Annotated in this window: 21 protein-coding genes and 1 rRNA gene; 7 read left to right on the top strand and 15 right to left on the bottom strand. The window is 66.4% G+C overall.

Annotated features, from left to right (window positions below; genetic code table 11):
• The first annotated feature begins 26 nt into the window (after nucleotides 1-26).
• The 6 genes from ABV518_RS03130 to ABV518_RS03105 all read left to right on the top strand — a co-directional run bounded on the left by ABV518_RS03130 (nucleotide 27) and on the right by ABV518_RS03105 (nucleotide 6786).
• On the top strand, nucleotides 27-1667 hold the full coding sequence (locus tag ABV518_RS03130) for an ATP-binding protein (RefSeq protein ID WP_367765355.1): 1641 nt from the start codon (nucleotides 27-29) through the stop codon (nucleotides 1665-1667).
• Nucleotides 1664-2377 (top strand): response regulator, encoded by a 714-nt coding sequence (locus tag ABV518_RS03125; RefSeq protein ID WP_131135012.1) that lies wholly within the window; start codon nucleotides 1664-1666, stop codon nucleotides 2375-2377. Before ABV518_RS03130 ends, ABV518_RS03125 begins: the two co-directional genes overlap by 4 nt.
• 96 nt (nucleotides 2378-2473) lie before the next feature.
• A complete protein-coding gene (locus ABV518_RS03120; RefSeq protein ID WP_367765354.1) occupies nucleotides 2474-3142 on the top strand; it encodes a GntR family transcriptional regulator in 669 nt (222 codons plus the stop codon).
• Nucleotides 3143-3151: 9 nt separating this feature from the next.
• A complete protein-coding gene (locus ABV518_RS03115; protein WP_367765353.1) occupies nucleotides 3152-4672 on the top strand; it encodes an MmgE/PrpD family protein in 1521 nt (506 codons plus the stop codon).
• Entirely contained in the window at nucleotides 4673-5578 is a 906-nt protein-coding gene (gene prpB, locus ABV518_RS03110; RefSeq protein WP_367765352.1) for a methylisocitrate lyase, read from the top strand.
• A 68-nt stretch (nucleotides 5579-5646) separates the two neighbouring features.
• Entirely contained in the window at nucleotides 5647-6786 is a 1140-nt protein-coding gene (locus ABV518_RS03105; RefSeq protein ID WP_367765350.1) for a bifunctional 2-methylcitrate synthase/citrate synthase, read from the top strand.
• An 89-nt stretch (nucleotides 6787-6875) separates the two neighbouring features.
• Here ABV518_RS03105 and ABV518_RS03100 read toward each other — a convergent pair whose 3' ends face one another.
• The 8 genes from ABV518_RS03100 to ABV518_RS03065 form a co-directional block, all read right to left on the bottom strand.
• Nucleotides 6876-7841: a hypothetical protein gene (locus ABV518_RS03100; RefSeq protein ID WP_367765348.1), complete on the bottom strand. Its 966-nt coding sequence runs from the start codon at nucleotides 7839-7841 to the stop codon at nucleotides 6876-6878.
• Nucleotides 7842-7843: 2 nt separating this feature from the next.
• A complete protein-coding gene (locus ABV518_RS03095) occupies nucleotides 7844-8353 on the bottom strand; it encodes an RNA polymerase sigma factor (protein WP_367765347.1) in 510 nt (169 codons plus the stop codon).
• A gap of 96 nt (nucleotides 8354-8449) precedes the next feature.
• A complete protein-coding gene (locus tag ABV518_RS03090; protein ID WP_367765346.1) occupies nucleotides 8450-8935 on the bottom strand; it encodes an 8-oxo-dGTP diphosphatase in 486 nt (161 codons plus the stop codon).
• 50 nt (nucleotides 8936-8985) lie between these two features.
• On the bottom strand, nucleotides 8986-9747 hold the full coding sequence (locus ABV518_RS03085) for a hypothetical protein (protein WP_367765345.1): 762 nt from the start codon (nucleotides 9745-9747) through the stop codon (nucleotides 8986-8988).
• Between the two features lie 2 nt (nucleotides 9748-9749).
• Entirely contained in the window at nucleotides 9750-10253 is a 504-nt protein-coding gene (locus ABV518_RS03080) for an RNA polymerase sigma factor (protein ID WP_367765344.1), read from the bottom strand.
• A gap of 124 nt (nucleotides 10254-10377) precedes the next feature.
• Nucleotides 10378-11385 (bottom strand): site-specific tyrosine recombinase XerD, encoded by a 1008-nt coding sequence (gene xerD / locus ABV518_RS03075; protein ID WP_367765343.1) that lies wholly within the window; start codon nucleotides 11383-11385, stop codon nucleotides 10378-10380.
• The gene (locus ABV518_RS03070; RefSeq protein WP_367765342.1) at nucleotides 11385-12047 is read right to left on the bottom strand and encodes an NUDIX domain-containing protein; all 663 of its coding nucleotides are present in this window, start codon (nucleotides 12045-12047) and stop codon (nucleotides 11385-11387) included. Before ABV518_RS03070 ends, xerD begins: the two co-directional genes overlap by 1 nt.
• A gap of 25 nt (nucleotides 12048-12072) precedes the next feature.
• Nucleotides 12073-13896 (bottom strand): CTP synthase, encoded by a 1824-nt coding sequence (locus tag ABV518_RS03065; protein WP_367765341.1) that lies wholly within the window; start codon nucleotides 13894-13896, stop codon nucleotides 12073-12075.
• An 85-nt stretch (nucleotides 13897-13981) separates the two neighbouring features.
• On the opposite strand from ABV518_RS03065, the gene ABV518_RS03060 reads away from it, so the two are divergent.
• Nucleotides 13982-14497 carry a DUF2867 domain-containing protein gene (locus tag ABV518_RS03060; protein ID WP_367765340.1) on the top strand — a complete coding sequence of 172 codons (516 nt, stop codon included), beginning with the start codon at nucleotides 13982-13984 and terminating at the stop codon, nucleotides 14495-14497.
• Between the two features lie 22 nt (nucleotides 14498-14519).
• Here the strand turns inward: ABV518_RS03060 and recN are convergent, their stop codons facing one another.
• The 7 genes from recN to rrf form a co-directional block, all read right to left on the bottom strand.
• Entirely contained in the window at nucleotides 14520-16259 is a 1740-nt protein-coding gene (gene recN, locus ABV518_RS03055) for a DNA repair protein RecN (protein ID WP_367765339.1), read from the bottom strand.
• Nucleotides 16260-16262: 3 nt separating this feature from the next.
• Nucleotides 16263-17288, bottom strand: coding sequence for an NAD kinase (locus ABV518_RS03050; RefSeq protein ID WP_367765337.1), 1026 nt, complete (start codon nucleotides 17286-17288; stop codon nucleotides 16263-16265).
• Between the two features lie 13 nt (nucleotides 17289-17301).
• Complete coding sequence (locus ABV518_RS03045) at nucleotides 17302-18114, bottom strand: TlyA family RNA methyltransferase (RefSeq protein WP_367765335.1); 813 nt, start codon at nucleotides 18112-18114, stop codon at nucleotides 17302-17304.
• A gap of 2 nt (nucleotides 18115-18116) precedes the next feature.
• The gene (locus tag ABV518_RS03040) at nucleotides 18117-18347 is read right to left on the bottom strand and encodes a hypothetical protein (protein WP_367765334.1); all 231 of its coding nucleotides are present in this window, start codon (nucleotides 18345-18347) and stop codon (nucleotides 18117-18119) included.
• Nucleotides 18348-18356: 9 nt separating this feature from the next.
• Nucleotides 18357-19346, bottom strand: a complete 990-nt coding sequence (locus ABV518_RS03035; RefSeq protein ID WP_367765333.1) for an HAD-IIA family hydrolase — start codon at nucleotides 19344-19346, stop codon at nucleotides 18357-18359.
• A 7-nt stretch (nucleotides 19347-19353) separates the two neighbouring features.
• Entirely contained in the window at nucleotides 19354-21039 is a 1686-nt protein-coding gene (locus tag ABV518_RS03030; protein WP_367765332.1) for a hypothetical protein, read from the bottom strand.
• 579 nt (nucleotides 21040-21618) lie between these two features.
• A 5S ribosomal RNA gene (gene rrf, locus ABV518_RS03025) occupies nucleotides 21619-21735 on the bottom strand.
• Nucleotides 21736-21958: the final 223 nt, after the last annotated feature.

Here is a 21958-nt window from a genome sequence, read left to right as displayed (position 1 = left end):
TTCATATTGGTCATGGGAGGTGCTTGATGATCCACCGCTGGAGTATCGCCCGCAGGCTGTTTGTGGCGAACCTGGTGATTGTGCTGGCGTTCATTGCCATCGGAGGCACCGCCGCTTACGTTGACGCCCGGGACCGCAGCTATGAGGAAGCCGGCCTGCGGATGACCGGCGTGGCCGCCGCCATCGCTGCCAGCCCCCTGGTCCTCCAGGCTGCTGGCACGCCGGATCCGTCGGCGTTGCTGCAGCCGTACGCGCTGGAGGTGATGGCCGGATCCGGAGCAGATTTCATCACCATCATGGCGCCGGACCGGACGCGCTGGACGCATCCGCGGGATGAGGAGCTCGGCAGGCCGTACATCGGCTCGATTGATGCTGCGCTTCGTGGCGAAGTGTTCACCGAGGTCACCGCAGGAACCCTGGGCCCATCGGTGCGCACGATTGCCCCCGTCAAGGACTCGGCCGGGAACGTCAAGGCGCTGGTTGCCGCCGGCGTCACGGTCCGGACGGTGGACGTTGCCCTGTCCGGCCGGCTGCCTGCCCTGCTGGCGCTGGGACTGGCCCTTCTCCTGGGCGGGTCCCTGGCTTCCTGGCTGCTTGGCCGGTACCTGCGCCGGGTGACCCGTGGATGGGGGCCGGAACAGCTGGCCCAGCTGTTTGCCTACTACGAGTCCGTCCTCCATTCCGTCCGTGAAGGACTCATCCTGATCGATACCCGGGGCAGGGTGGTGATGTACAACGACCAGGCCGCCGAGCTGCTGGGCCTCGAACCCCGCGGTTCAGGCGATGACCCGTCACGCCCGCCCGCCGTCTCGGACCTCCCGTTGGCAGAGAGCCTGAAGGACCTTTTTGAATCCGGCCGCCCGGCACACGATGAAATCCATCTGACGGGTCCCCGGATTGTGGTGGTGAACCAGGGCCCGGCCGTGGGACCGGACTCCCCCGGCGTCCGCCGCCCGGCGGTGTTCGGCACGGTGGCGACCATCCGCGACCGGACGGAGATCGAGTCGCTGGGAAGCGAACTGGAAACGATGAGGACCCTGTCCAGCGCCCTCCGCGCCCAGACCCACGAACACGCCAACCGGCTGCACACCATGGTTTCGCTGCTGGAGCTGGGCCGCACCCGGGAGGCACTCGAGTTTGCCACCAGGGACCTTGAACTCAGCCAGCAGCTCACCGACGAAATGGTCAGTTCCGTGGACGAGCCCGTACTCAGCGCGCTCATCATGGGGAAGGCTGCAGAAGCCAACGAGCGCGGCGTGAAGCTGACCCTCGCCACTGTGGGGTCCGCGTCGGTGGCGGGACTGGCGGTCCAGGACCTCGTCACCATCCTGGGCAACCTGCTGGACAACGCCATCGACGCCGCCGCAGAGGGCCAGGCCCCCAAGCAGGTGGAGCTGACAGTGGAGTCCGACGCCGAGGGCCTGGACATCACTGTCAAGGATTCCGGTTCCGGAATCGACCCGGCAGCCGTCGACAATATCTTCAAGCACGGCTTCAGCACCAAGGCCTCCGGCCCCTTCGGCAGGGGTGTCGGCCTGGCGCTGGTGCGGCAGGCCGTGCAGCGGCTGGACGGTACCATGACCATCACAGGCACGGACGGAGCACAGTTCCACGTCTTCCTGCCGGCCATGGCCGCCGGAACCGACAAAGAGGAGCAGTTCCAGTGAGCGATATCCGCGTCCTCGTGGTTGAGGACGAACCGGTCGCCTCCGCAGCGCACGCCGCCTATGTCGGCCGGCTGGAGGGATTCACCCTGGCCGGCACAGCCCCGGACGGCCAGTCGGCACTGCGGCTCCTCACTGACTTCCTTGCATCCGGAGAACCTGTGGAGCTCGTGCTGCTGGACATGAACCTCCCGGACCTGCATGGCCTGGACATCGCCCGGCGGATGCGCGCCTCAGGGATCCTGTCTGACATCATCGCCATCACGGCCGTCCGTGAACTCGCCATTGTCCGGAGCGCCGTCGCCATCGGGGTAGTGCAATACCTGATCAAACCCTTCACCTATGCCACCTTTGCCGACAAACTGGCCAGCTACCGGCTGTTCCGGCAGCAACTGGCGTCCCCGGAGTCCGGCTCCACAAAATCCGGAGCCTCCCAGAGTGACGTCGACCAGGCCTTCGCCAGCTTGCGGGCCCCCTCCGAAATGCCCCTGCCCAAGGGCCTGTCCGTCTCCACCCTTGAAGCGGTGCAGGAATTCCTGAAGGGACAATCGGACGCCGTCTCGGCCACCCAGGTGATGGATGCCCTGGGCATGTCCAGGGTTACCGCCCGCCGCTACCTGGAGTACCTGGCCGACGCCGGCACCGTCTCCAGGTCACCGCGCTACGGCACGCCCGGCAGGCCGGAAAATGAATACAGGTGGAGCGGCCGCTGACCTCCCACTGGCTGCAATGTATACACGGAAGGCATTTTCTCCGAAGAATTCCCTGAAATCGTTCCACTTGCGGTGTTCTGTGTATACACTGAGGTAATGCAGCCAACGAAGGGTCAAAGCGTCCGGGCCAGCGACCGCGCCTACGCGGCGCTCCGTGACGACATCGTCGAGTGGCGCCTTCTCCCCGGAACCCTGCTTGCCGAGGTGGAGCAGTCCGAACGACTGGGTGTCTCCCGCACCCCCCTCCGGGAGGCGCTGGGGCGCCTGACCGCAGAAGGGCTGACGACGGCGGCAGGCGGCCGCGGCGTGGTCGTCACCGGCATCTCGCTGGAGGACATCGACGAACTCTTCGAACTTCGCGAAACCCTCGAAGGCAGGGCCGCGGAACTGGCTGCCGAACGTGGCGATCCGGACGATTTCGCGCGACTGCACCGGGAACTGCTGGCGGCACCGTCCCTGATCAGCGGCGACGACCCGGCGCGCCACGACTACTACGCACTGGTGGCACGGCTCGATGCGGCCATCGACACAGCCGTATCCAACACCTACCTTGCCCAGGCCATGGGTGCCCTCAGGGTCCACCTGGTGCGGGTGCGCAGGCTCGCCGCCGACGACGCGGCGAGGCTCTCGGCCGCCGCCGCCGAGCATGCCGCGATCGCCGAGGCGATCGCCGGCCGCAATCCCCGCCTGGCCCACGCGGCCACAACCCTTCACTTGCACCGCAGCCTTTCCCATATCAAAGCCACCCATACACCCCATTCGTAAGGAGACCCCATGGTCAAGGAACACCACGTCCGCGTGTACAAGAGCGAGGAAAACCTGGCCCGCGAGGACCAGTTGGCGCACAAGATCGCCGTGGTGGCGGCGGACCCGGTGGCAGTTGCCGCCGACGTCACCGATATGGTGATCAACCGCGTGATTGACAACGCCTCCGTCGCCATCGCGTCACTGAACCGTGCCCCGATCGTGGCCGCCCGGGCCCAGGCCCTCACCCACGGCCCCAGCACCGGCGGCAAAGGCGCAAAGGTCTTCGGCATCGCCGAACGCGTCTCGCCGGAATGGGCGGCGTGGGCCAACGGCGTTGCCGTGCGGGAACTGGATTACCATGACACGTTCCTGGCCGCGGACTACTCCCACCCCGGGGACAACATCCCGCCGATCCTGGCGGTGGCCCAGCACGTGGGCTCCAGCGGGGCGGACCTGGTCCGGGCCATCGCCACCGGGTATGAGATCCAGGTGAACCTGGTCAAGGCGATCTGCCTGCACAAGCACAAGATCGACCATGTTGCCCACCTAGGCCCCTCGGCCGCCGCCGGCATCGGCACCCTCCTGGGCCTGGACGTCGAGACGATCTTCCAGTCCGTGGGCCAGGCCCTGCACACCACCACCGCCACCCGCCAATCCCGGAAGGGCGAAATCTCCACCTGGAAGGCCCACGCACCGGCGTTCGCGGGGAAGATGGCCGTCGAGGCCGTGGACCGCTCGATGCGCGGGCAGACCTCGCCCGTGCCGATCTATGAGGGTGAGGACGGGGTGATCGCCTGGATGCTGGATGGCCCCGACGCCTCGTACACGGTGCCGCTGCCGTTGCCCGGAGAGGCCAAGCGCGCCATCCTGGACACCTACACCAAGGAACATTCCGCCGAGTACCAGGCCCAGGCCTGGATCGACCTCGCCCGCAAGCTCCACCGCGAGCACCCGGAAGCCACCGACCCCGCCAACGTGGCATCCGTACTGATCAAAACCAGCCACCACACCCACTACGTGATCGGCTCCGGCGCCAAGGATCCCCAGAAGTACTCCCCCACCGCTTCACGGGAGACGCTGGACCATTCCATCCCGTACATTTTCACGGTCGCTTTGCAGGACGGGTCCTGGCACCACGTGGACTCCTACTCCCCCGAACGTGCCGCCCGGCCGGACACCGTGGAACTCTGGCACAAGGTGTCCACCGAGGAAGACCCGGAATGGACCCGCCGCTACCACTCCCTGGACATCACCGAGAAAGCCTTCGGCGGATCGGTGGAAATCACCCTCACCGACGGAACCGTCATCACCGATGAGATCGCGGTGGCCGACGCGCACCCGCTCGGCGCCCGGCCGTTCGCCCGGGAGCAGTACATCAACAAGTTCCGCACCCTCGCCGCCGGCCTCGTAACCGAAGACGAAATCGGCCGGTTCCTCGCCGCCGTCGAACGCCTCCCCGAACTCGCCGCGGGCGAACTGGACCAGCTGAACATCACCGCAGCCCCCGGCGTCATCGACTTCGCGGCCGCGCCCAAGGGGCTGTTCTAAATGCTGTACTCCACCGTCACCCCCGAACAGAAGCGGATCCGGTTCCGCGAACTCCTCGCCTCCGGCACCATCCAGCAGTTCCCGGGCGCGTTCAACCCGCTCTCGGCCCGGCTGATCGAAGAAAAGGGCTTCGCCGGCGTCTACATCTCCGGCGCGGTCCTCGCCAACGACCTCGGCCTGCCGGACATCGGCCTGACCACCCTCACCGAAGTAGCCACCCGTGCCGGGCAGATCGCCCGGATGACCGACCTGCCCGCGATCGTCGACGCGGACACCGGCTTCGGTGAGCCCATGAACGTGGCCCGCACCGTCCAGGAAATCGAAAACGCCGGCCTCGCAGGGCTCCACATCGAGGACCAGTTCAACCCCAAACGCTGCGGACACCTCGACGGGAAAAACGTGGTGGATCTGGACACCGCCACCAAACGCATCCGCGCCGCAGCCGATGCCCGCCGTGACCCGAACTTCCTGATCATGGCCCGGACGGACATCCGCGCCGTGGACGGACTGGCCGCCGCGCAGGCCCGGGCCAAGGCACTGGTGGACGCCGGGGCGGACGCCATCTTCCCGGAAGCCATGGCCACGCTGGAAGAGTTCCAGGCCATCCGCGACGCCGTGGACGTGCCCATCCTGGCCAACATGACCGAATTCGGCAAAAGCGAACTGTTCACCGTGGACCAGCTCCAGCAAGTGGGCGTCAATATGGTCATCTATCCGGTGACGCTGCTCCGTAGTGCCATGGGCGCCGCGGAGCGTACGCTGGAATCGATCAGGTCCGACGGCACCCAGGAGGCACAGGTAGAGAGCATGCTGACCCGTGCGCGGCTGTACGATCTCGTGGATTACGAAGGCTACAACCGCTTTGACACCGGAGTCTTCAATTTCAAGGTTCCAGGTACCCGCTGACCCCGCACCATCGAAGGACTTTCCGGCTTCGGCCGGCCCACAGGCACAAGGAACGAAGGAGTTTCAGCATGGCTGAAAATGAGATCAAAAAGGGCCTCGCCGGCGTCGTGGTGGACTACACCGCGGTGTCCAAGGTCAATCCCGATACCAACTCGCTGCTGTACCGGGGCTACCCTGTCCAGGAACTCGCCGCCCGCTGCAGCTTCGAGGAGGTGGCCTACCTCCTCTGGAACGGCGAACTGCCAACCGCCGAGGAACTGGCCGCCTTCACAGCGCGGGAACGGGCCGGCCGGCCGCTTGATCCGGTAGTCAAACAGGTCATCGACGCGCTGCCCACCAGCGCCCACCCGATGGACGTCTGCCGGACGGCGGCATCGGTCATGGGTGCCCGCCATGAACTGGCCGAAGACTCCTCGCGCCAGGCCAACATGGACAAGGCCATCGACCTGTTCGCCGCGATGCCCGCGGTGGTGGCGTACGACCAGCGCCGCCGCCACGGCCAGGAACCGGTGGAACCGCGCGATGACCTGGACTACTCCGCCAACTTCCTCTGGATGACCTTCGGCGAAGAGCAGGTGCCCGAAGTCGTTGACGCATTCAACGTCTCGATGATCCTGTACGCCGAGCACTCCTTCAACGCCTCCACGTTCACCGCGCGGGTGATCACGTCCACGCTCTCGGACCTGCATTCAGCCGTGACCGGAGCCATCGGGGCGCTCAAGGGTGCGCTCCACGGCGGAGCCAACGAAGCCGTTATGCACACCTTCGACGAGATCGGCATCCGGCCCGAGGAATCCCTGGAGGACGCCGCCGCCCGGGCCAAGACCTGGATGGAGGACGCCCTGGCCCACAAGAAGAAGGTCATGGGCTTCGGCCACCGGGTCTACAAGCACGGCGACTCCCGGGTGCCCACCATGAAGGCTGCCCTGGACAAGATGATCGCCCACTACGGCCGGCCCGAGCTCCTTGGACTGTACAACGGGCTGGAGACGGCCATGGACGAGGCCAAGGGCATCAAGCCGAACCTCGACTACCCCACCGGCCCCACGTACCACCTCATGGGCTTCGACACGGCAACGTTCACGCCCCTGTTCGTCGCCAGCCGGATCACCGGCTGGACCGCGCACATCATGGAGCAGCTGGATTCAAACTCGCTCATCCGTCCCCTGAGTGAATACAACGGCGTGGAGGAGCGGCACCTGCCGTAACAGCCACTCCAGCCAGTACGACGGCGGCCCGGTCATCTCTGGAAGGTGACCGGGCCGCCGTCGTCAGCGGTGCTTCCCCGCGTCCGCTGTTAGGGGACCAAGCTCAAGGACATGAACATTCGCTTGAGCTGCGTGTACTCCCCCGTGGCCATGTACGCCTTCGCTTCGTCGACCGAATCAAAGGCGAGGCCTTGGGTGTCACTGAGAGTGACCTGGAACTGCGTGGCAAAGGAGAGCGTCGCAACAGGCGAGGTCACCATGTTGTAGTACATGCACGACGTGGTCAGCTGCCGGTCGGGTTGGTTCAGGCCCAAGGAACCCCGGACTTTCAGGCCACTACCCGTCCCGTCAAGCACCCGGAAGCTGAACTCCGGCGCGCCGGCACGTGCAGAGGCGCGGTACGGAATATCCACCGGCCCTGAATCGAGGGTGAGCAGCGGGACAGGCTCCGGACCGCAGGCGCCACCCAGTCCCCCTGAATTCGCATGTTCCAGCCCGGCAATCCGGATTCCCTGTTCATTTGCCACGTCCAGCTGAACGGACGGTGTTGCGCCGTCCACTTTTTTCTCAATCACCGTCCAGCCGGGCGGCAGATCGAAAGAAAGCCGGGCGCTCGGGCTTGAATACCGTTCCCATGCTGCGCCAGCGGGCGCCGCCGGTGCCGAGGGAGTGATGGGCTGTGCGACGCCGGACGTCGGTGCCTGGCTGGCCGACGGTGTTGGGCTCGGGGTGGCAGTCGGTGTCGGACTGGTGCTTGAGGCAGCAGACGGAGTCGCAGTGGACGTGTTGGCCGGCGCCGGCCCTGCTGTCAGGGGCCCCAGGTTGATGGAGACCAGAACACCGGCTGTCACGGCCGCTGCCGCTATGGTCAGCAGCCCTATGGTCCTGCTGCGGCGCTGCCTCCGCTCCGCGAGGGTCGGAATGTCCGCGGACACGCGGTCAGCGTAGACCTCGGGGCGGGAAAACATCGAGTGCAGGGCCTCCTCGGCGTCCGGAATGGTGGGGTTGGGGCCGATCGGGTCAGCTCCCGCAACGAGATTCCTGATGGCATCCATGGCTAGGCACCCACTTTCTGTTCGAACGGGCCGGAAAGGGCCGGCAGTATTTTGCGGAAAGCCTCCCTGGCCCGGTGCAGCCGCACCTTGGCAGAAGATTGGGTGCATTGGAGTACCTGCGAGATTTCCGCAATGGTCAGTTCATCCCAGTAAGCCAACTGCAGAATGTCCCGGTCCTTTTCCCGCAGTGCCATCAAGGCGTCCTCCACGGAAGCGTCGTCACTGGTTCCCCAGGACTCCGCCACTGAGGAAACCATGAGCTTGTCGTGCAGCGCCTTCTGCCGGTCCCGGCCACGGTAGGCGTTGCCGATGAGATTGCGGGCCACAGTAAAGAGCCATGGAATTTCCGTGCTGCCCGCGCCGTCCCACTTTTGCCAGGCGACGCGGAAGACGTCGGCCGCGAGCTCCTGCGCCAGCTCGGCGTCATCAACCCGCCGCAGGACATACTTGTGGATTCTTGGATAGCTGTCCTTGTACACGGCGATAAACGCCAACTCGCGCTCTGAAAGCACGATCCCCCCTGAGGTCGTATTGTCGTGGCCTTGCATGTAACCGTGTAGTTTCCGGCTGGACCGGAACGGTTACACCCGCCCTGACCAGTGCCCGCCTCAGCGGGTGGTGTAGTCCAGCACTTCGCGCACGGTCTCGTTGTCCTCGTTCAGGACCACGGTGATGTGGAGCACGGACCCCTCCAATGCAAGCGGGAGCCAGTGGGCGGCGTCCTGCCACATCCGCTCCGCCGGAAGGGCGCCGACGTCGAACCATTCCGGCCGGATCTCCGCGCTTTCGGACGGTTCGCCGGTCCACCGGTCCGCCACAAACAGCCGGGTGGTCATGTTCCATTCGGGCTTGGCCGGAAAGTCGAAGACCACCACGCCGGCGTCGCGGAGGTCCTGCTGCCGGACCACAACGCCGGCTTCCTCATGGACTTCCCGGCAGGCAGCCTCCGCGTCGGTCTCGCCGGGTTCAACGTGGCCGCCCAGGCCGACGATCTTTCCGCGCCCAAAGCCGGTCTTCTTCATACCCAACAGGACCTGGGGCACGCCAGCCAGATCCCGGGTCAGGAAGCACAGCGTGACCGGAGTGAATGTCATGCCCTCAACCCTATAGCCTGGCTGCCTGCGAACCCCGGCCGTTTCCTTGCTCACGAAGCGAAGGCCGGCCCTTCTCCAACAAGTCGCGGCCGGAGCTCAACTGGGATACCTTTCTGAGCGAATTCCTGGTCCATGGCTTCCTGCGCAGTCACTCGTTGGCCGTTCTGCGAAACGTCATTGTTCAGGGCCTGGAACTTCCAGGTGAAAACGGTGGACCAGGGCGCCTGCACGTCAAAGAGGAACCGGCCGTTTTGCAGCTTGGCGATGCGATACCAGGCGTTTCCGCCGTCGAGTTGAAGGTCCCTGGCGCCGTCGTCGGAAATCTCGTAGGCCAGCCAGCCATCGGCGCAGCCAAGCACTGCGTAATAGTGCTGCTGCGCTTCAGCAATTGGCTCAATGGCGCGCGCAGGCGTGTTCACCAGCTGGTCAATGTTGGCCACGGTGCAGGGGACGCCGCCGGTGGTCAGGACTGCGGGTGTTGTGGCGGCGGGACTGTCCGAGGGTGCGGGCGCGGGTTCGGTGATGGTGCCGCTCGGGGCAGGTGTGGCTTCGGCGGTGCCCGCGGGCGCGGGCTCCGGCTGCGGTGCCACCATTCCCCCGGCCACAACGACGGCGCCAACCACTGCAGCTGCCGCAAGGGCGACGACTCCCGCCCGGACCGCCGTACGGCGCGCGGTCCCGTGCCCTGGCCGGGGCACGACGTTGGGGTCCGCAGAATACACAATGGAGCGCGCAGCGGCGGCTGCCGCAGCGGTCCGTGGTTCCTCCACGCGGGGTTTGGCGTCCTTCATGAGCTGTTCGATCCGGTCCATGGCTAGCCTTTCCGTTCGGTCATAAGTTGTGCAGGGGCGACGCTGGCAAATGCACGGCGTGCGCGGTGCAGGCGGACAGCGGCAGCCGAAGGGGAACACCCCAGTGTCTGGGCCAGCTCGGCGGTGGTCAGATCGTCCCAGTAGCTGAGCATCAGGACCTCCCGGTCCCGCTCCTTGAGCCGCAACAGGACATCGGCCACAGCGGCCTGCTGTTCATCGTTGGAGCCAGGAGCCTGGCTGCGGGCCTGGTCCTCCAGGCGATCGATGAGTTCGAGGCGGCGACGGCGTCCCTTGTACTCATTGCTGAGCACCTTCCGGGCGGTTGCAAGCAACCAGCCAATGCCGGGCGGTTCCGCCAGTTGCCTCTCCCAGGCGATCCTGAACACGTCCGCGGCCAGTTCCTCGGCGCGCGGCAGGTCATTGATGCGGTAGGCGATGTAGCGGTAGACGCGCGTGAAATGCTGAGTGTGCAGGTCGATGAAGTCATGTTCACTGGCTGCCAACATAGTGTTCCCCCCGGCATCGGATGACCTTGGTTGTTAACCAATAAGTGTCCCGTCATGCCGGGTTTCTTACATCCGGGCAGGAATATTTTCGCCGCAACCGGAAACGGGGGTGCAGGCGCGAATGTCAGCCCAGCGCCCGCGGGTGGGCGGCAGCGTAGATCTCGCGGAGGGTATCGGCGGTGACCAGGGTGTACACCTGTGTGGTGGTCACGGACGCGTGCCCCAGGAGTTCCTGGACCACCCGGACATCGGCGCCGCCTTCCAGCAGGTGGGTGGCGAACGAGTGCCGGAGCGTGTGCGGCGATACGTCCTTGGTGATGTTGGCCTTGTCCGCGGCGGCTTTCAGGATGGTCCAGGCACTTTGGCGGCTGATGCGTCCGCCCCGGGAATTGAGGAACAGCGCCGGCGTCCCCTTTCCCTTGGCGGCCAGCAACGGCCGGCCACGGACCAGGTACGCGTCCAGCGCCCGGGCACCGTAGGAACCCAGCGGCACCAGCCGTTCCTTGGAGCCCTTGCCGAACAGCCGCACGATCGCGGGGCCGGACTCCGCCTCGTGCAGCGAGATGTCGTCAACGTCCAGACCCACGGCTTCGCTGATCCGGGCCCCGGTGGAATAGAGGAATTCGAGCAGGGCCCGGTCCCTCAGCCCGGTCGCGGTGTCGGCGCCGGCGGCTTCAAGGATCCGGGTGACCTCGTCCACGCTGATGGCCTTGGGCAGCCTCCTGCCCGGCATGGGCGGGTGGACGTCGGCGGCGGGGTCCGTCGTCGTGTGCCCTTCGAGGGCCCAGAATTTATGCAGTCCACGGACTGCCACCACGGTCCGGGCCGCGGACCTCACGCCGAGGGCCGTGCCGCCGTCGGAACCGTCCGACAGCGCCTGGACGAAGCCGGTGACGTGGTGCCGGGTGATCTGCGCGGGGCCTTCGCACCCTGCACCCGCGAGGTAGCTGGCGTACCGCGTCAGGTCGCGGCGGTAGGCGGCGAGCGTGTTGAGCGCCAGGCCCCGTTCAACCCCCATGTGCTGCAGGTACTCGGTGATGGCGTGGTCGATCGCGGTCCGGGGCCGAGTTGGCTTCGCCGGTTCGTCAGGGACCGGCGGTGCGGGGGCTTCCGCGGAGGTATCCGCCGTCATCAACGCTGGCTGGGGTGGGCGGGCCAAGGCGCGTCGGCGGCGCGGAGGCCGGCAAAGCCGTCAGCCCGTGCTGCGGCGGCGGCAAGGATCCCGACGACGGCGGACGGGTTATGCAGCTTCCCTTCCAGGACTGCGGCCACGGCGTCGTCGAGGGCTATCCAGTGGAACTCAATCTCCGCTTCCTCGTCCGTCCGCTCGTGGCGCTCATGGTGGGGCACCTCGGTGAGGTCGCGGGCAAGGTAGATCCTGATGGCCTCGCTGGAGGAGCCGGGCGAATTGAAGAAATCGGCCAGGACGTTCCATTTGCCGGCGGCGAGATCCGCTTCTTCGGCGAGTTCGCGGGCGGCGCCGGTGACGAATTCTTCCCCTTCGACGTCCAGCAGGCCGGCCGGGATCTCCCAGAGGTCCATCCCCACGGGGTGCCGGTACTGCTTCAGGAGCAGGATTTCGCCGGACTCGTTCATGGGCAGCACCGCGACTGCGCCGGGGTGGTCGATGTAGTCGCGGGTGAGGGCGTCGCCGGAGTCGCTCAGCTGGAAGCTGTCGCTGACCACGTCCCAGATCCGGCCTTCGTAGACCTTCTCTGTGGACAAAAGACGGCGCGGGCTCGGTGCATCCGAAACCTTCCGTGCAGCATGGGGGGTTTCAGGTGTACCGGGCATCGCGCCGTCCTTTACGTATTCGGTTTTACTTTGCGGCGACCGTGCGTGCCTGCTTGGCCGCCGGCGCTCCGTTTTCGGGGGCCGGGGCCTCCTGAGCATCCAGGGCCTCCGGGGCTGCGGCGCCGGGCAGTCCGGCATCCCGCAGGTCGATGCCGGCCTGGTGGTCCAGGGCCGCCTTAACCAGCCCGGCGAACAGCGGGTGCGGCCGGGTGGGCCGGGAGCTGAGCTCGGGGTGTGCCTGGGTTGCCACGTAGTACGGGTGCACCTCGCGCGGGAGTTCAACGTATTCCACGAGCTTGCCGTCCGGTGACGTTCCGGAGAACACCAGGCCCTTCTCGGCGATCTGTCCGCGGTACTTGTTGTTGACCTCGTAGCGGTGGCGGTGCCGTTCGCTGACGGTGGTCTTGCCATAGGTCTCGGCGATAACGGAGCCGGCGTCGAGTTTGGCCTCGTACAGGCCCAGGCGCATGGTGCCGCCCAAGTCTCCCTTGCCTTCGACGATGTCCAGCTGCTCTTCCATGGTGGCAATGACCGGGTACTTGGAGTCGGGCTCGAACTCGCTGGAGGACGCGCCTTCCAGTCCCACGACGTTCCGGGCGTATTCGATCACCATGCACTGCAGGCCGAGGCAAAGGCCCAGGACCGGCAGTTTGGTTTCCCGGGCGTACTTGAGCGCCCCGAGCTTGCCTTCGAGGCCGCGGATGCCGAAGCCGCCGGGCACGCAGATGGCGTCCACACCGTCGAGGGAAGCAACGGCACCCTCGTGGGTTTCGCATTCGTCCGACGGCACCCAGCGGATCTTGACCTTGGTGTCGTTGGCGAAACCTCCGGCACGCAGGGCCTCCGTGACGGACAGGTAGGCGTCCGGGAGGTCGATGTATTTGCCCACCAGCGCGATCTCAACCTCGTGCTTGGGGTTGTGGACGGCTTCGAGCAGCTTGTCCCAGCTTGTCCAGTCGACGTCCTTGAACGGCAGGTCCAGGGCACGGACGATGTAGGAGTCCAGGCCCTGGGAGTGCAGGGTCTTGGGGATGTCGTAGATGCTGGGTGCGTCGGCGGCGTTCACCACGGCGTCGATGTCGACGTCGCACATGCGGCCGATCTTCTCGCGCATGGCGTCGGGCACTTCGCGGTCCGAGCGGATCACGATGGCTTCCGGCTGGATACCGATGGAGCGCAAGGCTGCCACCGAGTGCTGCGTCGGCTTGGTCTTCAGTTCCTGGGACGGGCCGATGTACGGGACCAGGGAGACGTGCAGGAAGAACACGTTGCCGCGGCCGATGTCCTGGCGGACCTGGCGGGCTGACTCAAGGAACGGCTGGGACTCGATGTCGCCGACGGTGCCGCCGATCTCGGTGATGATGACGTCGGGTGCGTTCTTGCCCTCGGCGGGCAGCCTCATCCGGCGCTTGATCTCGTCCGTGATGTGCGGGATGACCTGGACGGTGTCGCCGAGGTATTCGCCGCGGCGTTCCTTGGCGATCACGGTGGAGTACACCTGGCCGGTGGTCACGTTGGCCGAGCCTTCAAGGTTCTCGTCCAGGAAGCGCTCGTAGTGTCCGATGTCGAGGTCCGTCTCGGCGCCGTCGTCGGTCACGAAGACTTCGCCGTGCTGGAAGGGGTTCATCGTGCCCGGATCCACGTTCAGATAGGGATCGAGCTTCTGCATAGTTACAGACAGGCCGCGTGCCCGCAGGAGGTGGCCGAGGCTTGAAGCCGTCAGCCCCTTACCGAGCGAGGACGCCACACCACCGGTTACGAAGATGTGTTTGGTCGTCTTGGACGAGCCCGGGAACCGGGAATTTACACGGGAATTTGATCGCTGCACCACGGAATTCGAGCCTATCATCAAATGAGCCTTCCAAGGATCGCCGAAACTGTTCCCCAAATGCTCCAGTGTGCAGTGCGGGCAGCCTTACGATCAAGGGGTGACCATGGATCCGGACCCTGAAAACGCGCCATCCGGCACTGTCGGCGGGGCGGATGCCGGGAATTTGCCGGTATTCCGGTCGCTGGCCCTGGAGTCCATCCCGGCCCCTGACTACGCCGATGTGATTGTCCTCCCAGTGCCCCGTGGTGCTTCGGTGGAGCCGCGGGTCTGGGCCGAGGAGCTGTTCTCACTGAAGTCCATGCCCGGCTGGGTGGCAGCGCTGATGGGGGTGCGCCAGGCCGTGGTTGGACTGGTGGGCATCAGCCGGGCGCCGGCAGGAGTCTTTGCCGTTGCCGAAGTCCGAGGCGAGGAAGCGCTGATCAGCGCGGACGACACGCACCTGGACTTCCGTTGCGGCGTGGCCTACGACGCCGGCGCCCGGCTGTTGCGCGTCACCACGGCCGTGCGCCTGAAGGGCTGGCGGGGGCGGCTGTACTTCGCTCCCGTGCGGCTGCTGCATCCGTTGGTGGTGCACGCCATGATGGTCCGCACCATCCGCCGCCTCACGGTCCTGCCCTAAAGGCCGTCTGGCCGCTGCGTTACTAGGCCCGCTGCGGCAGCAGCTTGGCGTCGTCGAGCAGCTCCTGGGCGTGGGCCTGCGCCGATTCAGAGTCCTCCTGGCCGGCCAGCATCCGGGCGAGCTCCTTGACCCGTTCGGGGCCGTCGAGCAGCCGCACGTCGCTGGAGGTGAACCCGGTGGCGGTGCCGCCGTCGGCCCCTCTGACCGATGTCTTGGTGACGGTGATGTGCTGGTCGGCGAACGCGGCGACCTGAGGCAGGTGCGTGACCACCAGGACCTGCACGTGCTGCGCCAGCATGGCCAGCCGGCGGCCGATCTCGACGGCGGCCCGCCCACCGACCCCGGCGTCCACTTCGTCGAACACAAACGTGGGCACCGGATCAACTGCGGCGAGGACCACTTCGATGGCCAGCATGACGCGGGACAGTTCACCGCCTGAAGCGCCCTTACCCAGCGGACGGGCCGGCGCGCCGGAGTGGGGCTGGAGCAGGAACGAGATCTCGTCCGCGCCGTAGGGCATGAGCTGGGCGGCGGGCTCGATGGTGATTACCAGCGTCGCGTCGGCCATGGCCAGCGCCTTCAGTTCGGCGCTGACGCGAGCCGAGAGGTCCTTTGCGGCCTTGCTCCGGACCTTGCTGATGGCGGCGGCCTGCTTCTTCAGCTCGGCTTCGGTCCGGGCAACTTCCGCGTCCAGCGCCTCGATACGGGTGGAGTCGTCCTGCAGTTCGTCGAACCTGACCCGGGCGTTCTCCGCCCACACCAGGACCTCATCGATGCTGGGGGCATACTTGCGGACCAGTTTGGCCAGCGCGGCCCGCCGGTCCTCGATTTCCGCGAGCCGTTCCGGGCCCTCTGAATCCAGGCCTGCCTGGTAGCTGGCCAGTTCGGTGGCGATGTCGTTCAGCAGGAAACCGACCTCTGCCAGGCGGGCAGCTGCCGCGCCGAGTTCGGCGTCGTGCTCGGCTACATGTTCCAGGGTCCGCTTCGCCGCGTCCACCAGGGTGGTGGCGTCGCCCTCGTCACCGTAGTCCTCGGCGATGAGGGCCTGGTGCGCGGTGTTGGCGGCAATCCTGAGCTCTTCGACGTTGGCCAGTTTCACGGCCTCGGCCTTGAGGGACTCGTCCTCCCCCGGCTGCGGGTCCACGTCGTCGATTTCGGCCAGCGCGATCTGAAGCGACTCCGCTTCCCGCAGCCTGTCCCGGGCCGCGCCGCGCAGCGTGTCCAGCTCCGCCTGGCTGGCCTTCCAGTGGCTGTACAGGGCCTGGTAGGTACCGAGCGGGCCCGCCAGGGCGTCGCCGGCAAACTTGTCCAGTGCACCACGCTGTGCGAGTGCCCCCTTCAGCCTGATCTGGTCCGACTGGCCATGAACCACCACCAGGCTTTCGCCGATCTCCGCGAGGACGCCCACGGGGGCGGCACGCCCGCCAAGGTAGGCGCGGCTGCGTCCGTCCGCACCCAGGCGGCGGGCAAGGATCAGCTCAGCGCCGCCGTCGAACTCCTCCACCTCGGCACCGGCCTCCAGCGCGCGTGCGATGGCCGCGTGTCCGGCGTCGAGCTTAAGGACCGCCTCCGCGGAGGCGCTCTTCGCGCCGCTGCGGACCGCACCGGCGTCGGACCTGGCACCCAGCAGAAGCCCGACGGCGGTGACCACCATGGTCTTTCCTGCGCCGGTCTCGCCGGTCACCACGCTCAGCCCGGGGCCCAGCGGCAGTGTGGCATCGGTGATGACGCCCAGATCGCGGATTCTCAGTTCTTCAAGCATGATTCACTTTGCTGTTGACGGATCGGTTTCATCTTCAGGGTGGTCTGCGTGCGTGACCTGCAGCGGCGCCATCGGCCGGGGTGTCCGGACAATCGGGATCGGGCCGGTATGGATGGCTTCCGCCTGCGGAACGGGACCCCGCCAGCCGTGGATGGGGAGCTCGAATTTCCGGACCAGGCGTCCGGAAAAGGGTGTCTGGTGCGTCCTGGCGAGTCGGACCGGCGTGGCGGATTTGGTCACTTCCACGCGCGCGCCCGGCGGCAGGTCCACAGAGCGGCGGCCATCGCACCACAGCACACCCATGGCGTCGGTGCGGTTCAGGACCTCCACGGCCAGCCGCGACCGCGGCGAGACCACCAGGGGCTTGGCGAAGAGGGCGTGGGCGCTGATGGGGACGATGAGGAGGGCTTCGACCTCGGGCCAGACAACGGGCCCGCCGGCCGAGAAGGCGTACGCCGTGGACCCGGTGGGGGTGGCAAGCACCACGCCGTCGCAGCCGAAGGTGGTCAGCGGACGCTCGTCGACTTCGGTGACCACCTCGAGCATCCGTTCCCGGTTGCCCTTTTCGATGGCTGCCTCGTTCAGGGCCCAGGTGTGCCAGATTTTCTGGCCGCGGACCCACACCTGCACGTCGATGGTCATGCGTTCTTCCACCGTGTAGTCACGGCGGGCAATCCACTCCACAGTCTGGGCGAGGTCGGCCCGCTCGCTCTCGGCGAGGAAGCCCACGTGGCCGAGGTTGACGCCGAGGAGGGGGACGTCCACTTCACGCACCAGCTCGGCTGCGCGCAGGATGGTCCCGTCGCCGCCGAGCACCATGACCAGCTCAACGTCGGGGAGCTGCACGTGGTCGTGCAGAATCTCCACCGGCTGGGTCAGGTGCCCGAAGAAGCGCTCCATGTCGCCCAGTTCGGATTCCTGCATCACCGGGACGATGCCCGAGGCGTGCAGCTGGGCGCAGGCTTCCCAGGCGGCCTTCAATGATTCCTCGCGGCCAGTGTGGGCAAGGACCAGTACGCGCCTGCTCATCGGGTTCCGCTTTCTAGTGGTTCGGCCAAAGATGTCCAAGCAACCCAGCAATGGCTGAATCGCGCTCTTCGATCTTAGGCAAGTCTTGGGTCATCCTGCGCTTTATCCACAGGAAGTATTCGACGTTTCCGTCCTGGCCCGGCAACGGACTCGCCGCGAGGCCGCACAGGTCCACGCCGGCGTCGAGCGCCGCATTGGCGACTTTTTCCACCGCCATCCGGCGTTCGCGCTCGGAATTCACCACTCCAGTGCGGCCGAGGCGGTCCTTGCCGATCTCAAACTGCGGCTTCACCATCAGCACCAGGTCACCGCCGGGTTCTGTGCTCAGGGCCAGAGGCAGGACTACCATCGTCAGTGAAATGAAGGACAGGTCCGCGACGGTCAGTGACACGGTGCCGCCGATATCACCGGCGGACATGTACCGGACGTTGAGGCCCTCGTGCACCTCCACCCGGGGATCGCTCCGGAGCTGCGGCACCAGCTGACCGTGCCCGACGTCGACAGCCACCACGTGTGCCGCACCGCGCCTCAGGAGCACGTCGGTGAAGCCGCCGGTGGAGGCGCCGGCGTCCAGGCACCTTTTGCCCGCGACGGTGATGGCGGGAAAGGCGTCCAGCGCGCCGGCAAGTTTGTGGCCGGCCCGGCTGACGTAGCTGTCCTCTTCGCTGTGTTCGACGGCCAGGTCCTTGCCGTCGTCCACCTGCAGCGAGGCTTTGGACAGCACCTGGCCGGCCGAGGTCACCCGGCCCTCGGCAATCAGGGCCGCCGCGTGCGTGCGTGACCGTGCCAGGCCGCGCGCAACCAGTGCCTGGTCGAGTCTCGCCATGCTCACGCCCCGCCGTTCCCGGCCGCAGGCTCTTCGTTCAGTGATACGAGCAGGGCGTCATGGAGTTCGCCGTAAATGGCCTCGTGGTCTGCCACCGGCGTTGCTTGGAGACTGTCCAGTCCGGCCAGGGCGGCCTGGACGGACGGATCCCCCAGTTCAGTGTCTGCGGTGTCCGGCCACTCCGGGGTGGGCTGGGCTGCAATCGGGTGGTGCGCTTCGTTCAGCTCAGTCATTTGACCAGTCTAATGACTGAGCCACTCGAGTTTGGGCGCACTGGCTGTGGCGGCCTCGGGGACCGCAGCCCACCAGGCGGCGCAGGCCGCGCGCCAGGAGTCGAGGTCGCTGTCACTGCCATGGACGTGGACGGTGTCGCCGCTGACCCGCGCGGTGGACGTTCCGCAGCGGTATGTTCCGTCGGTGTGCTCCACCGCCGGGTACGGCACATAAAGGTCAGTCAGTGAGTTGATGACGTAGTCCGGGCGTTCGGCCGTGCGTGCAGCCAGGATGGTTTCCCTGGTGTCGACGCCGGTCAGGACGGCCACGGTGGCAAAGCCTGCGTTGTTGCCGCCGAGGATGTCGGTGTCCAGCCGGTCGCCCACCACCAGCGGGCGGTCGGCGGCAAGCCGCTTTGCCGCGGCGTGGAAGAGCGGCGCCTCCGGCTTGCCCGCGACGCGCGGCGTCTGGCCCGTGGCCGCAGCCACGGCCGCCACGAGGGTGCCGTTGCCCGGGGCAATACCGCGGGCCTGGGGAATGGACATGTCAGTGTTTGTGGCCACCCACAGGGCTCCGCCAGCGACCACGTAGGCAGCTTCGGCCAGGTCCTTCCAGCCGATCGCAGGGTTGAAGCCCTGGACCACAGCCACGGGGTCATCGTCCTGGCTGCTGACGGGAGTCAGGCCAACGAGCTCAATCTCCTGAGCCAGTGCCGGACTGCCGGTGATCAGGACCCGGGCACCGGGCGCCAGCAGCGACGCCAGGAGTTCTGCGGCGGCCTGCGACGAACTGACAACCTGCTGGTCCTCGGCGGGGGCACCGAGCTCACGGAGATGCTCGGCAACCTGCGCCGGGGTGCGGGAGGCATTGTTGGTGACATACCCGAGTCCGATACCCAGTCCAGACAGTTGCTGCAGCGACTCCACGGCACCAGGGATGGCGTGCGGACCGGCGTAGACCACGCCGTCAAGGTCGGCGAGCAGGGCGTCAAACAGCGAAATGAGGGGCACAGCAGTCATCGTCGGATCAGTCTTCCCGGCGTTCTGTGTGCCCTGCCTCGGCGTCGTCTGCGCCGTGGATGTCAGAGCCGTCGGCGTCCTCGATGGCCTCGTCGGTGGCGGCGTCCGCGGCGTCTTCAGAGGATTCCAGTTCGTCCTGTTCGACGGAGTCCTCATCGGACTCGGAATCGTCAGACTCGAAGTAGTCCGATTCGGCGTCGTCCACGGAGGAGTCCACGCCGTCGCGTGCGGGCACGATGTTGCCAGTGTTGGCCTCAGAGGCTGCGGCGGCCGCAGGCGGAGCGCCCGTTTCCGGTCCGCGGGAAGCGCGCTCGATGAGGCGGCGGCGTTCTGCCTCCTCGCGGGCTTCCTCTTCCTCGTCCCAGCCGAGGTCCACGATGTCCGGCTCCTCGTCGACGCCGAAACCGAGGGCGTTTTCAGCCACGACGGCCTGCTTCTGCCATTTCACCGCCTCCTGCTCGCGGCCCACGGCAGTCAAAGCATCGGCGTACGCACGGAAAAGGCGCGGGCTGTACGAGAAGGCCCGGTTGATGTCCAGCTGCGGAATCTCGAGTTCGGCGACGGCGGCATCGAGCTGGCCGAGGTCCGTCCGGGCTCCCGCGGCGACGATCGCCAGTTCGGCCTTGCCCGGGGCGTCGAGATCCTTGGCTTCCTCGGAGCGCACCACGTCGAGGGCACGGTCCGGCCGGCCCAGGCCGCGTTCGCAGTCGGCCATGACGGGAAGGTGGACGTTTGAGCCGCTGATCCTGCGGTACGTGCGGAACTCACGCAACGCTTCGCCGTAGTGGCCCGCGGCGTAGGCCGTCAGGCCTACGGCTTCACGGACCGCGGCGAGCCGGCCGCCTCGGCGGCTGGCTGCAAGGGCGTGCTGGAAGGCCAGCTCCGGCTCGTCATCGATCAGCCGTCCAGCCATCACCAGGTGGCGGGCCACCCATTCGGCGCTTTTCGGTTCGAGCGTCTTGATCTGGTGCTGGGTGGCGCGGTCCAGTTCCTTGCCCGTGACGTCTTCGTCGATTTCAGGCGACCGCTCACGGTCCGGGCGGTTGGCGCTGCGCAGGTCGCGGGCGTTGGGAACCCGCACCGGACGGTCCTCTGCACGGTCACGGCCGAACTGGCGCGGTCCGGACTCGCCCCGGTCGAAGCTGCGGGGTGCCCGCTCCTGACGGTCGCCGAACGGCTTGCGGTTGTCACGGTCGCCGAAGCTGCGGCGTTCGCCGTCACCTTCACGGCGCGGACGGTCACCGTAGGGCTTGTTTTCGCGGTCACCGTAGGGCTTGCGGTCACGGTCGCCGAAGGGCTTACGCTCCCCACCGCTGAACGGCGGCTTACGGTCTCCCGCGCCAAAGCTGCGGCGTTCGCCGTCACCTTCACGGCGCGGACGGTCACCGTAAGGCTTGTTTTCGCGGTCACCGTAGGGCTTGCGGTCACGGTCGCCGAAGGGCTTACGCTCCCCACCGCTGAACGGCGGCTTACGGTCTCCCGCGCCAAAGCTGCGGCGTTCGCCGTCACCTTCACGACGCGGACGGTCACCATAGGGCTTGTTCTCCCCGGAGCCAGGCGCGCGCCGAGGGCCGTCGCTGCCTTCCCGGTTTTCGCGGGAGCGGAATCCACGGGGATCTCCGCCTGAATTGTTCGGTCCGCGGAAGGGACCGCGGTCCTTGCCGCCGCGGTTGCCGCCGTTGTGCTCAGCCATGTGGGATTCCTCCTGTTGCGAGCCGACCACTGGCGCAATCGCAGCCGCTCTATCCGTGTTTCGTTTTCCTACGCAACCCGAAATCAAGCGCTTCGAAGTCCGTACATCTCAATCAATTCTAGGCGAGTCGCCAAACCAACGATGACAGATAGCGCCCCTGGCAGTCAGTCGTGGGAATCTTCACACCCAGGACGCTCTCGCAGTTGATGCCGGTTTTTCAGCAACGCTCTCGCAGTTGATGCCGGTTTTCCACGGACGCTCTCGCAGTTGATGCGGGTTTTGGTCGGACGCTCTGTGACTTGCGACGGCGGGCGGCGCCTGGGCTGGGTGCCGGCGGGTGGGCTTGTTGCGGGTGGTGAGAGAGGGTCCGTTCAAAACCTGCAGGATGTGCGAGAGGGTCCGTTCAAAACCTGCAGGATGTGCGAGAGGGTCCGTCAAAAACCTGCAGGATGTGCGAGAGGATCGGCCGGAAACCTGCAGGATGTGGGAGAGGGTCCTGGGTGGGGTGCGGGGTGTGCTGTTAAATGGGAGGGCCCCCCAACACGTGTGTGTTGGGGGGCCCTCGACCTTTTAATGATGTTCCGGCGGTGACCTACTCTCCCACACCCTCCCGGGTGCAGTACCATCGGCGCTGTGGGTCTTAGCTTCCGGGTTCGGAATGGGACCGGGCGTTTCCCCCACGCTATGACCGCCGTAACCCTTCTACCCGTCACGCACCCGGGGGTGTGTGTGGGAAATCTATGGTTACAACATTGTGGTGTTGTTATTCAGTTGTTGGTTCCTGTGCAACAAATCTGGGTTTGTTGTTTGGGAACCACATAGTGGACGCAAGCAGTCTTGTTTCTTTTTACCAGTGCTTGGTGTGAACGTCTTTTGAATGCCGTTCACGCATTGGTGTGTGGTGTAAGTTATCGGCCTA

Source organism: Arthrobacter sp. HS15c, assembly GCF_040812005.1.
In the GTDB taxonomy this organism is placed as follows: Bacteria; Actinomycetota; Actinomycetes; order Actinomycetales; family Micrococcaceae; genus Arthrobacter.
The sequence above is the reverse complement of the archived record's forward strand: the minus strand, read 5'-3'. Positions and strand labels throughout refer to the sequence as shown.

Coding starts and splice junctions, on each gene's coding strand:
- ABV518_RS03070 (WP_367765342.1), bottom strand. CDS start 12,047: ATGCCCGGTACACCTGAAACCCCCCATGCTGCACGGAAGGTTTCGGAT.
- ABV518_RS03090 (WP_367765346.1), bottom strand. CDS start 8,935: ATGACATTCACTCCGGTCACGCTGTGCTTCCTGACCCGGGATCTGGCT.
- xerD (WP_367765343.1), bottom strand. CDS start 11,385: ATGACGGCGGATACCTCCGCGGAAGCCCCCGCACCGCCGGTCCCTGAC.
- prpB (WP_367765352.1), top strand. CDS start 4,673: ATGCTGTACTCCACCGTCACCCCCGAACAGAAGCGGATCCGGTTCCGC.
- recN (WP_367765339.1), bottom strand. CDS start 16,259: ATGCTTGAAGAACTGAGAATCCGCGATCTGGGCGTCATCACCGATGCC.
- ABV518_RS03080 (WP_367765344.1), bottom strand. CDS start 10,253: ATGTTGGCAGCCAGTGAACATGACTTCATCGACCTGCACACTCAGCAT.
- ABV518_RS03040 (WP_367765334.1), bottom strand. CDS start 18,347: ATGACTGAGCTGAACGAAGCGCACCACCCGATTGCAGCCCAGCCCACC.
- ABV518_RS03120 (WP_367765354.1), top strand. CDS start 2,474: ATGCAGCCAACGAAGGGTCAAAGCGTCCGGGCCAGCGACCGCGCCTAC.
- ABV518_RS03060 (WP_367765340.1), top strand. CDS start 13,982: ATGGATCCGGACCCTGAAAACGCGCCATCCGGCACTGTCGGCGGGGCG.
- ABV518_RS03130 (WP_367765355.1), top strand. CDS start 27: ATGATCCACCGCTGGAGTATCGCCCGCAGGCTGTTTGTGGCGAACCTG.
- ABV518_RS03100 (WP_367765348.1), bottom strand. CDS start 7,841: ATGGATGCCATCAGGAATCTCGTTGCGGGAGCTGACCCGATCGGCCCC.
- ABV518_RS03050 (WP_367765337.1), bottom strand. CDS start 17,288: ATGAGCAGGCGCGTACTGGTCCTTGCCCACACTGGCCGCGAGGAATCA.
- ABV518_RS03115 (WP_367765353.1), top strand. CDS start 3,152: ATGGTCAAGGAACACCACGTCCGCGTGTACAAGAGCGAGGAAAACCTG.
- ABV518_RS03085 (WP_367765345.1), bottom strand. CDS start 9,747: ATGGACCGGATCGAACAGCTCATGAAGGACGCCAAACCCCGCGTGGAG.
- ABV518_RS03105 (WP_367765350.1), top strand. CDS start 5,647: ATGGCTGAAAATGAGATCAAAAAGGGCCTCGCCGGCGTCGTGGTGGAC.
- ABV518_RS03065 (WP_367765341.1), bottom strand. CDS start 13,896: ATGATAGGCTCGAATTCCGTGGTGCAGCGATCAAATTCCCGTGTAAAT.
- ABV518_RS03035 (WP_367765333.1), bottom strand. CDS start 19,346: ATGACTGCTGTGCCCCTCATTTCGCTGTTTGACGCCCTGCTCGCCGAC.
- ABV518_RS03030 (WP_367765332.1), bottom strand. CDS start 21,039: ATGGCTGAGCACAACGGCGGCAACCGCGGCGGCAAGGACCGCGGTCCC.
- ABV518_RS03045 (WP_367765335.1), bottom strand. CDS start 18,114: ATGGCGAGACTCGACCAGGCACTGGTTGCGCGCGGCCTGGCACGGTCA.